Here is a 10,322-nt window from a genome sequence, read left to right on the forward strand (position 1 = left end):
TCCTCGCCCTTCAGCATCGCGATCGAACGCTCCACCGCGTCCTCGGTCATCCCGGCCCCCGTCCTCAGCACCAGCATCATCTCGTCGAACAGCCGCTGGATGAGCGCCACGTCGGCCGGCTCACCCGTCGCACTGATCTCGTTCCCCCGGACATGAATGTCGGCCTCCGGGAAGGCCTTCTCGATGGCTCGCAGCAGCACGTCACCCGAGCCCAGCACCTCGACCATGGGGTGCTTCGCGGGGACGGTGAACTGTGCGCGGGTGGGTGTCTGCGTCATGGGCGGGCCCCTGGGGCCGCAGTCTCCTTGTGGCAGCCGTGGTGTGACGTGTCTGGCGTGTCCCAGCCTACGTCGCCCCTGTGACAGCGACCGAGCCCTTTTCCGCAGGCCCGCGCCCGCGCCCGCGCCCGGGCCCCGCGGGCCGCCGGCTCACAGCGAGCGGCCGAAGCCGATCGTCGGCACCGCACGCCGCAGCGGCCAGGGCCGGGCGCCCCCGGGCACCAGCGGCTCGAGGAACGCGTACCGCTCCAGCGCCGCGGGGTCCTGGGCGCCGCGCTCCTCGTAGGCCTGGATCTGCCGCCACCACGCGCCGATCTCGGACCAGCCGGGCGCCGACAGCGAGCCGCCGAACTCCTGGACGGACAGGGCCGCCGTCAGTCCGGCGAACGCGAGCCGGTCGGCGAGCGGCCAGCCGGCCAGGGTGCTGGTGACGAATCCGGCGACGAACACGTCGCCCGCGCCGGTGGGGTCGAGCGCGGCCACCTCGATCGCGGGCACGGACGCGGTCTCCCCGGTGCGCCCGTCGACCGCGTACGCGCCCTCGGCGCCGAGGGTGACGACGGCCAGCGGGACGTGCTCGGTCAGGGCGTGCGCGGCGGCCCGGGGGCAGGAGGTGCCGGTGTAGCGCATGGCCTCCTCCGCGTTGGGCAGGAACGCCTCGCACTGCGCCAGGTCGCCGAGGGCGGCCAGGTCCCAGCGTCCCGTGTCGTCCCATCCGACGTCGGCGAAGATCCGGGTGCCGGCGCGGGCGGCCTCCGCGACCCAGGGTGCGGGGACGCCCGGTTCCAGGGAGGCGACGGCGGCCCGGGTGCGCGGCGGGCAGCGCGGTGCGGGCTCCTCGGGCGGGGGCTCGTGGCCGTGGCTCACCATGGTGCGTTCGCCCTCGTACGCCATGGAGACGGTGACGGGCGAGTGCCAGCCGGGCACGGTGCGCGAGTGGCCGAGGTCGATGCCCTCGCCGCGCTCGAGGGTGTCCCAGCAGTACTCGCCGTAGTGGTCGTCGCCGAACGCGGCGGCCAGCGACGTGCGCAGGCCGAGCCGGGCGAGTGCGGTGGCCATGTTGGCGACGCCGCCGGGGCTCGAGCCCATGCCGCGGGCCCAGGACTCGGTGCCGCGCACGGGGGCGCTGTCGAGTCCGGTGAAGACGATGTCGAGGAAGACGGTCCCGGTGAGGTAGACGTCGCAGTCCGGGTCATCGGGTCCGCGCAGGCCCGCGAGGGGGTCTGTGTGGGCCGGTTCGACGGGGGTCACATCACGCTCCCTGCAGTGGTACGGGTCCGCACAGTGTGCACGAAGCCGACCCGTACCACCGGGGCCCGACATCAGCCCGTCATGATGTCGCGATCCGGCCGGCGGCCCCGGGGGCGGTGCGCCCGGTGTCCCGGCCCGTGCCGTGCGCGGTGTCCCGTGCGGTGGCGGGCCTGCGGGCGCCGCGGGGGGTGTCGTTGCGGCCGCCGCCGCGTACGAGCAGGACGCTGAGCGCGGCGAGGAATCCGACGACGGTGAGGCCGACCAGTCCCGCCTCGGTGGATCCGGTGGCGTCCTCGATGAGGCCGAAGGCGGTGGGTGCGACGAACCCGCCGAGGTTTCCGACGGAGTTGATGAGGGCGATGCCCGGGGCCGCGGCCCGGGCGTCGAGGTAGCTCTGCGGGATGGTCCAGAAGATCGGCGAGGCGGGCTTGAAGCCGACGGCGGCCAGGCACAGGGCGCCGAGTCCGACCCAGGGCGAGACGAGGACGGCGAGCAGGGTGCCGGTGCCGCCGATGAGGAGCAGGCCGACGAGGACGGGCCGTCGTCTGCCGATGCGGTCGGAGAGCCGGCCGGCGACGTAGACGGCGCCGATGGCGAACAGCCAGGGCACGGCGGTCAGGAGGCCGACCTGGAAGTCGCTGACGCCGCCGATGTCGTCGACGATCGAGGGCAGCCAGAAGGTGACGGCGTACAGGGCGACGTTGATGGCGAAGTAGATCCACAGGAAGAGGAGCATCTGCGGGTCGGCGAGCAGCCGCCACCGGGAGACGGTGGCGCGGCCGGCGGTGTCCTCGCCGTCCGTGCGGGACCGGGCCCGTTGTTCGGCGTCGATGACGGCGACGAGTCCGTCCTTCTCGTCGCGGCTGAGCCAGTCGGCGGCCTCGACGCTGGAGTCGAGGAAGCGGTAGACGACGAAGCCGAGGACGACGGAGACGACGCCTTCGACGAAGAACATCCACTGCCATCCGGAGTGGCCCCAGATGCCGTGCATCTCGAGGAGGGCGCCGGAGATCGGTCCGACGATGACGGTCGCGGTGCCGGAGCCCATGAGGAACACGGAGGTGGCGCGGCCGCGGTGGGAGTCGGGCAGCCAGCGGGAGAAGTAGTAGATGACGGCGGGGAAGAAGCCGGCCTCGGCGACGCCGAGCAGGAAGCGCAGGGCGTAGAACATGCCGGGGCTGTTCACGAAGGCCATCGCGGTGGCGACGAGACCCCAGGTGATCATGATCCGGGTGAGCCAGATCTTGGCGCCGAAGCGCTCCATGAGCATGTTGCTGGGGACTTCGAAGAGGGCGTACGCGATGAAGAAGATGCCGGCGCCGAGTCCGAAGGCGGCGGCGGAGAGTCCGACGTCGGCGCGGAGCTGGTCCTGGGCGAAGCCCAGGTTGACCCGGTCCATGTAGTTGGCGACGAACATGACGAAGAAGAGCGGGACGACGCGGCGGAAGATCTTGTGGACGGCGGACTGGACGGCGGGGCTGTGCTCCGTGGGAGCGGGGACTGCTGCGGACACGAGCGGCTCCGGTCGTGGATGCAGGGCGGGGTCGGGGGTTACCAGCGGGGGACGGCGGGGGTGACCCAGTCCGGGTCGAGGACCTGCATGGCGGCGGCGTCGTCCCGGTCGCGCAGGTGGGCGTAGGCGGGGTCGAGCCAGCGTGCGTGCAGGTGGGCGAGCTTGTCGGGGTCGAGTGCGACGCCGAGTCCGGGGGCGTCGGAGACGGTGACGCGGCCGCCCTCGAAGGTGATGCGCTCGGTGAGGACGTCCTCGGACTGCCACGGGTAGTGGGAGTCGCAGGCGTGGTGCAGGTTCGGCACGGTGGACGCGACGTGCGTCATGGCGGCGAGGCTGATGCCGAGGTGGGTGTTGGAGTGCATGGAGATGCCGACGCCGAACGTGCGGCAGATGGCGGCGAGTTGCTGGGTGTTGCGCAGGCCGCCCCAGTAGTGGTGGTCGGAGAGGACGACCTGGACGGCGCGGGCGCGGAAGGCGGCGTCGATCTCGGCGAAGGTCGTCACGCACATGTTGGTGGCGAGCGGGACTCCGGCGCGGGCGGCGACCTCGGCCATGGCGGGGGTGCCGAGCGCGGGGTCCTCGAGGTACTCGAGGACGTCCTTGAGTTCGGCGGCGACCTTGAGCGAGGTCTCGACGGACCAGGCGCCGTTGGGGTCGAGGCGCAGCGGCTTGCCGGGGAAGGCCTCGGCGAGGGCGCGGACGGCGGCGATCTCCTCGTCGGGCGGCAGGCAGCCGCCCTTGAGCTTGAAGGACTCGAAGCCGTGCCGCTCGTGGAAGAGGCGGGCCTGGGCGACGACGCCGGCGGGGTCGAGGGCGGCGCCCCAGTCGTCCTTCTCGCCGCCGACGGCGCCGTCGGGGTGGTCGGCGTGCTTGTAGAACAGGTAGGCGCTGTACTCGACGGAGTCGCGCAGCTTGCCGCCGAGCAGGGTGTGCACGGGCAGGCCCTGGGCCTTGCCGAGGGCGTCGAGGCAGGCGACCTCGAAGCCGGAGACGACGGACAGGCGGAGTTTGTCGGCGGTCTGGACGCCGCGGAGTCCGCCGACGTCGACCTGGTCGCTGACGCGGGCGTCGTCGACGGCGACCTGGTCGGCGACGGTGAACAGGCCGTTGAGGTCGCTGACCTGGCGTCCGGTGAGCTTCTCGGCGAACGGGCGGGCGAGTTCGAGGTACTTGGCGTCGCCGTAGGTCTCGCCGATGCCGGTGACGCCGTCGGCGGTGACGACCTCGATGATGAGCCGGGGGGTGTAGGGCTGGTGGAGGCCCTGGGTGTTGAGGAGCGGCGGGTCGGCGACGAGGATCGGCGTGAGGCGGACGTCGGTGATGGTGAGGTCGGTCATCGGGTGGCTCCCAGGGGTGTGGCGGCGGGGGTGCGGGCGGGGGCGGTCGCGAGGTCGAGGCCGGCGGCGAGCAGGCGTTCCAGGGTGGCGAGGTGTTCGGGGGTCGGGTCGGCGAGCGGGGCGCGGACGGGGCCGACGGGCCGGCCGCGGAGCCGGGCGGCGGCCTTGACGAGCGAGACGCCGTAGCCGGGCACGCGGTCGCGGAGTTCGACGAAGGGCACGTAGAAGGTGCGCAGCAGGGCGTCGACGCGGTCGGTGCCGGCCGGTCCGGCGTGCAGGGCGTCGAGGAACGCGGCGGCGATCTCGGGGGCGAAGGCGTGGACGGCGGAGGAGTAGGCGGGCACGCCGACGGCGGCGTAGGCGCGGGCCTGGACCTCGGCGGTGGCGGCGCCGTTGAAGAAGAGGAAGCCGTCGGGGGCGGCGAGGGTGAGGCGCTGGAGCCGGTCGAGGTCGCTGTGGCCGTCCTTGAAGCCGATGACGTTCGGCAGGGCGGCGATGCGGCGCAGGGTGTCGGCGGTGAACACGACCTGGTCGCGCTGGTAGACGACGAGCGGCAGCCGGGTGCGGGCGGCGAGCTGTTCGATCTGGGCGAGGAGTCCGCTCTGCGGGCCGCTGACGAGGTAGTGCGGCAGGACGAGCAGGGCGTCGGCGCCGGCCTCCTCGGCGATGCGGGCGAAGCGGGCGGCCTGTGCCCAGCCGTATCCGGTGCCGGCGACGACGGGTACGCGGCCGGCGGTCTCCTCGACGGCGGCGGTGACGACGCGGCGGTACTCGTCCTCGTCGAGGGAGAAGAACTCGCCGGTGCCGCAGGCCGGGAAGAGGGCGCCGGGTGCGGTGGCGACCTGGGCGGCGACGTAGGCGCGGTAGCCGTCGAGGTCGAGGGTGCCGTCGGCGCGGAAGCTGGTCAGGGGGAAGGAGAGGACGCCGTGCGCCATGCCGTCGCGCAGCCGTGCCGCGACCGTCTCCGGCGTCCCGGGGTCCGCGCTCGCCCCGGCCGTCTCCGTACGTAGATGCTGTCCACACATGTAGATGGAGATTAGGTACGCGAACGTGGCCCGTCAATGGGTGCGCCCGGCCGGATCGCGGCGGACCGGCTTACGATCGGCCCATGCCGGAGCGGGAAGACGTGCGGGACCAGGTGCGGGACCAGGAGAAGAAGCAGGACGGGGAGCGGGGCGGCGTGCGCGAGGTGAAGTCCGCGGCGCGCACCGTCGACCTGCTCGAGGTGCTCGCGGCCCGCGGCGACCGCCCGGCTCGCCTCCAGGAGCTCGCGGACGAGCTGGCGGTGCCCCGCAGTTCCATGTACGCGCTGCTCCAGACCCTCATCGCGCGCGGCTGGGTGCGCACCGACGTCACCGGCTCGCTCTACGGCATCGGCATCCACGCCCTGCTGACCGGCACGAGCTACCTGGACACCGACCCGCACGTGCGCGCCGTGCGCCCCCATCTCGACGAGGCGTCCCAGACGCTCGGCGAGACGGTCCACCTGGGGCGGCTCGACGGGTTCAGCGTGGCCTACCTCGCCACCCGGGAGTCGCACGAGTACCTGCGCACGATCAGCCGGGTGGGCCGCCGGCTGCCCGCGCACGTCGGCGCGCTCGGCAAGGCGCTGCTCGCCGAGCGCCCGGACGCCGCGCTGCCGGCCGGCCCGTACCCCGCCGCGACGGCGAACACCCTCACCACCCGCGAGGCGCTCGCCGCCGATCTCGCGGCGACCCGGGAGCGCGGGCACTCCGTCGACCGCGAGGAGGGCGTCGAGGGCATCGTCGGCTTCGGTTTCGCGCTGCGCTACGCCGCACCCGCGCACGACGCGATCAGCTGCTCGGTGCCGGTCGCGCGGCTGACCCCGGAGCACGAGGAGCGCATCCTGACGGTCATGCGCGAGGTCCGTACGGCGATCGAGTCGACGGCCCTGCGGGGCACGTCCAAGGCCCCCGACTGGCGCTGAGAGACCGCCCGTTCGGCCGGAAGAAAGCGCTCGATTACCCGCTCACTTCACCCCCAAACCATATGTGTCTCAGGTCACAGGGCCCCGCCTTCTGCGGGGCCCTTTCCGCTTGATACAAATTGGCCGCACCGACGTCCCCGGTTCGGTCCCGTTCGCAAAGACGTCGCGCTCCACACCTCCCCCTGCCTTACCACCCCCTTGCCCAAAACAGCGTCCAAGGCGAGGGGCCCGTCTTCAGGAACGCCCGTGTCCTCGCGCCCGTCCCGGCCCGCCCTCGTCGCCCTCTTCACGGCCGGATACCTCGCCGCCTATCTCCTGCCCACCGTCGTCGGCCGTGTCGGCGACAGCCTGCGGCTCTCCCCCACCCAGGCCGGTCTCGTCGGCAGCTCGCTGCTGCTCAGCTCGGCCGCCGCAGGCTTCACCCTCGCCGCCCGCGTCGAGCGGATCGGCGCCTGCCGCGCCGCCCGCGCGGGCCTCCTCCTCGCCGCCCTCGGCTACGGCACCGCGGCCGTGACCGGGATCGTCCCGCTGGTCGTCGCGGGTGCGATGATCGGCGGCTTCGGATCCGGCACGGCGACCGCCGTCGCCGCCACCGGCATCGCCGCCCAGAAGGACCCGCACCGGGCCTCCACCCTGGGGCTGCTGAGCGTCTCGGCGCTCGCCGGCGCCCTGTACCTGACGATCCCCCGCATCAGCAGCGGGCACGGCGTGCCGTTCGCCGCGCTCGCGCTCACCGCGCTGGCCGTGTGGCCCGCGACGGGCCGGCTGTCCGATCCGGCAGGACCGGACAACAGCGCGGCCCCGGCGCCGAGTTCACCCCTGCCGTACGCCCGGCCAGGGATGCTGCTCGCCGCGGTCGTCGTGTGCTGGTCCATGGCGCAGAACTCGCTGTGGGGCGTCAGCAGCCGCATCGGCACCCAGCAGGCGGGCCTCAGCGAGGTCGTCGTCGGCAGCGTCTTCGCGGTGGCGCTCGGCACCGGGCTGCTCGGGGTGATCGGCGCCGGCACGCTCGGCGTGCGGCTCGGCCGGGCCCTGCCCATCGGGCTCGGCACCGCCCTGATCGCCGGCTGCATCGCGGTCAGCGCCCGCGCCGACGACCTCGGCAGCTTCGCGGCCGGCGAGATCGCCTGGAACACCCTGTACCCGGTCGTGCTCTCCTACCTGCTCGGCCTCGCCGCCTCGCTCGACCCGCGCGGCCGCTGGGCCGTCCTGGTCGGCTCCGCCTCCTCGCTGGGCACCGCGTGCGGGCCGCTCGCGGGCAGCTACCTGTCGCAGACGGCCGGCTTCCCGGCGATGGGTGCGACGCTCGCGGGCGTCCTGGTCCTGCTGGCGCTGCCGCTCACCGCGGTGGCCCTGCACACCGGCGGCCGCCCGCTGTTCGCGGGCGCGGCCCGGCGGCGCAGCGGCGCCCCGGTCGGCGCGTTCGTCCCGCCGTCCGGTCTGCCCGAGCAGCCGGTGGTGGAGATCGCGGTGCCCGCCGCCGTCGCGGAGGCCGGGTACGACCCGGTCCAGGGCGACTTCACCGCGGCGGGCCCGCAGGCCCGTACGGCTCCGTCCTTACCTCGGGTCAGAACTCCCACGCCTCGACGTCGGCGAGGTAGCGGGCACGCCGTGCCTCGTCCTCCTCGCTGCCGTCGAGGAACGCCGCCTCGAACGAGTTGCGGGCGAGCTCCCGCATCCGCTCGGGGTCCAGCGCCAGCGCCTCGTGCACGGCGTGGAAGGTGTCGCCCGCGTACCCGCCGAAGTAGGCCGGGTCGTCGGAGTTCACCGTGCACAGCAGGCCCGCGTCCATCATCGCCGGGAGCGGGTGGTCCTCCAGGACCTCGATCGTGCGCAGCCGCACGTTCGACAGCGGGCACAGGGTGAGCGGGACACGGTCGCGGACCAGCCGGGCGACGAGCTCGGGGTCCTCCATCGAGCGCAGTCCGTGGTCGACGCGCTCCACGCCGAGCACGTCCAGCGCCTCCCACACGTACGAGGGGTCGCCCTCCTCGCCCGCGTGCGCGACCTTGCGCAGGCCCAGCGCGTCCGCCGCCGCGTACACCTCGCGGAACTTCGAGGCCGGATTGCCGACCTCCGCCGAGTCCAGGCCCACCCCGACGATCCGGTCCAGGTAGGGCTTCGCGGCCTCCAGGGTCTCCATCGCCGACTCGGCCGGCAGGTCGCGCAGGAAGCACAGGATGAGCTTGGTGGAGACGCCGTGCCGCTCCTCGCTGCGGGCGAGCGCCCGCGACAGCCCCTCCACCACCGTGCCCAGTGCGACGCCGCGCGCCGTGTGGGCCTGCGGGTCGAAGAAGATCTCGGCGTGCCGCACGCCCTGCTCGGCGGCGCGCGCCAGATAGGCGTCGGCCAGCGCCTCGAAGTCGTCCTCGGTGAGCAGGACGGCCATCAGCTCGTAGTAGAGGTCCAGGAAGGACTGGAGGTCGGTGAAGAGATAGGCCTTGCGCAGCGCCTCGGTGTCGGCGTACGGCAGCGTGATGCCGTTGCGCGCGGCGAGTGCGAAGGCCAGCTCGGGTTCGAGGGTGCCTTCGATGTGCAGGTGGAGTTCGGCCTTGGGGATGCGGGCGAGTGGTGCGAGGGACATCCGGCCATCGTACGCAGGGCCGGGCCCGCCGGCCGGACGGCTCAGCGGCGCCGCGGCACCGGCACCCGGTCGAGGTCGCGGGCGACGGTCAGCTCGCCCTCGTACCCGGCGGCCCGCGCCTGCCGCTCGAACTCCGCGGGGTCGGCGTAGCGCTGGCTGAAGTGGGTGAGCACGAGATGGCGCACCCCGGCCCGCGCCGCGACCCGCGCGGCCTGGCCCGCCGTCAGATGCCCGTGGTCGGTGGCGAGCCGCACGTCCTCGTCGAGGAACGTCGACTCGATGACGAGCAGGTCGCAGCCCTCGGCGAGCGCGGTGACGCCCTCGCACATGCGGGTGTCCATGACGAACGCGACGCGCTGTCCTGCCCGCACCTCGCTGACCTCGGGGAGCGTGACGCCCCGCAGCACGCCCTCCTTCTGGAGCCGGCCCACGTCCGGACCGGCGATCCCGTGCGCGGCCAGCGCCGCGGGCAGCATGCGGCGCGCGTCCGGCTCGACGATCCGGTACCCGTACGACTCGACGGGATGCGACAGGAGCCGGGCCTCGAGCCGGTAGGCGGGCGTCTCGGCGAGGACGGCGCCCTCCCCGCTCACCGGTTCCTCGGCGATCCGCACGGTCTCCCGGTACGCGGTCGCGTACCGCAGGCGGTCGAAGAACCGCTGCCCGGACGCCGGGTAGTGGGCGGTCACCGGGTGCGGCACCCGGTCCAGGTTGATGCGCTGGATCACGCCCGCGAGGCCGAGGGAGTGGTCGCCGTGGAAGTGCGTGACGCAGATCCGGTTGAGGTCGTGCGCGGCGACACCGGCCCGCAGCATCTGGCGCTGCGTGCCCTCGCCGGGGTCGAAGAGGATGCCCTCGCCGTCCCAGCGCAGCAGGTAGCCGTTGTGGTTGCGGTGCCGGGTCGGTACCTGACTCGCGGTGCCGAGCACCACGAACTCACGGACGGACACCGGGCGTTATCCGGGGGGCCACTGGAGGCCGCGGCCGCCGAGGACGTGCGCGTGGGCGTGGAAGACGGTCTGGCCGGCGCCGCTGCCCGTGTTGAACACCAGGCGGTGGCTCTCCAGCTTCTCCTCCCGGGCGACCTCACCGGCCTCGCGCAGCACGTCCGCGGCGATCTGCGGTTCGGCGGCGGCCAGGGAGGCGGCGTCCGGGTGGTGGACGCGCGGGATGACCAGGATGTGGGTCGGGGCCTGGGGGTTGATGTCGCGGAACGCGACGGTGGTCGGCGTCTCGCGGACGATCGTGGCGGGTACGTCGCCGGCCACGATCTTGCAGAACAGGCAGTCGGCCTGCGGTTCCCCGGTCAACTTCGGCCCCCTTCGGGTGGGTGCGGGTCGGGTCTTCGCGGCATCGTATCTGCCCACTCACCGAGCACGGCCGGGTGCACGCCGGTGGGGGCTGGTCGCGC

At 73.6% G+C, this 10,322-nt stretch carries 8 protein-coding genes and 2 pseudogenes; 2 read left to right on the forward strand and 8 right to left on the reverse strand.

Annotation, left to right across the window (positions count from 1 at the left end; genetic code table 11):
- From GTW43_RS16375 to GTW43_RS16395, 5 genes and pseudogenes are all read right to left on the reverse strand, one after another.
- A pseudogene (locus GTW43_RS16375) lies at positions 1-278 on the reverse strand (PhoH family protein); the annotation flags it as partial.
- 150 nt (positions 279-428) lie between these two features.
- Entirely contained in the window at positions 429-1,529 is a 1,101-nt protein-coding gene (locus GTW43_RS16380; protein ID WP_343246030.1) for a PfkB family carbohydrate kinase, read from the reverse strand.
- A gap of 79 nt (positions 1,530-1,608) precedes the next feature.
- Positions 1,609-3,042, reverse strand: coding sequence for an MFS transporter (locus tag GTW43_RS16385; RefSeq protein WP_161302771.1), 1,434 nt, complete (start codon positions 3,040-3,042; stop codon positions 1,609-1,611).
- Between the two features lie 38 nt (positions 3,043-3,080).
- Positions 3,081-4,379: a glucarate dehydratase family protein gene (locus GTW43_RS16390; RefSeq protein WP_161302772.1), complete on the reverse strand. Its 1,299-nt coding sequence runs from the start codon at positions 4,377-4,379 to the stop codon at positions 3,081-3,083.
- On the reverse strand, positions 4,376-5,404 hold the full coding sequence (locus GTW43_RS16395; protein ID WP_161302773.1) for a 5-dehydro-4-deoxyglucarate dehydratase: 1,029 nt from the start codon (positions 5,402-5,404) through the stop codon (positions 4,376-4,378). Before GTW43_RS16395 ends, GTW43_RS16390 begins: the two co-directional genes overlap by 4 nt.
- A 164-nt stretch (positions 5,405-5,568) precedes the next feature.
- On the opposite strand from GTW43_RS16395, the gene GTW43_RS16400 reads away from it, so the two are divergent.
- Both GTW43_RS16400 and GTW43_RS16405 read left to right on the forward strand, forming a co-directional pair.
- Positions 5,569-6,327 (forward strand): IclR family transcriptional regulator, encoded by a 759-nt coding sequence (locus GTW43_RS16400; RefSeq protein ID WP_343246031.1) that lies wholly within the window; start codon positions 5,569-5,571, stop codon positions 6,325-6,327.
- 246 nt (positions 6,328-6,573) lie between these two features.
- A pseudogene (locus GTW43_RS16405) lies at positions 6,574-7,806 on the forward strand (MFS transporter); the annotation flags it as partial.
- An 88-nt stretch (positions 7,807-7,894) separates the two neighbouring features.
- On the opposite strand, the gene GTW43_RS16410 reads toward GTW43_RS16405, so the two are convergent.
- Genes GTW43_RS16410 through GTW43_RS16420 form a run of 3 tightly spaced genes read right to left on the reverse strand, consistent with a single transcriptional unit; the run spans position 7,895 to position 10,221 of the window.
- Positions 7,895-8,911: an adenosine deaminase gene (locus GTW43_RS16410; protein WP_161302775.1), complete on the reverse strand. Its 1,017-nt coding sequence runs from the start codon at positions 8,909-8,911 to the stop codon at positions 7,895-7,897.
- A 41-nt stretch (positions 8,912-8,952) separates the two neighbouring features.
- Entirely contained in the window at positions 8,953-9,861 is a 909-nt protein-coding gene (locus GTW43_RS16415; RefSeq protein WP_161302776.1) for a ribonuclease Z, read from the reverse strand.
- A 6-nt stretch (positions 9,862-9,867) separates the two neighbouring features.
- A complete protein-coding gene (locus tag GTW43_RS16420) occupies positions 9,868-10,221 on the reverse strand; it encodes a histidine triad nucleotide-binding protein (RefSeq protein ID WP_161302777.1) in 354 nt (117 codons plus the stop codon).
- Positions 10,222-10,322 lie beyond the last annotated feature (101 nt).

Origin of the sequence: Streptomyces sp. SID5785 (assembly GCF_009870065.1) — a bacterium.
Classification (GTDB): domain Bacteria; phylum Actinomycetota; class Actinomycetes; order Streptomycetales; family Streptomycetaceae; genus Streptomyces.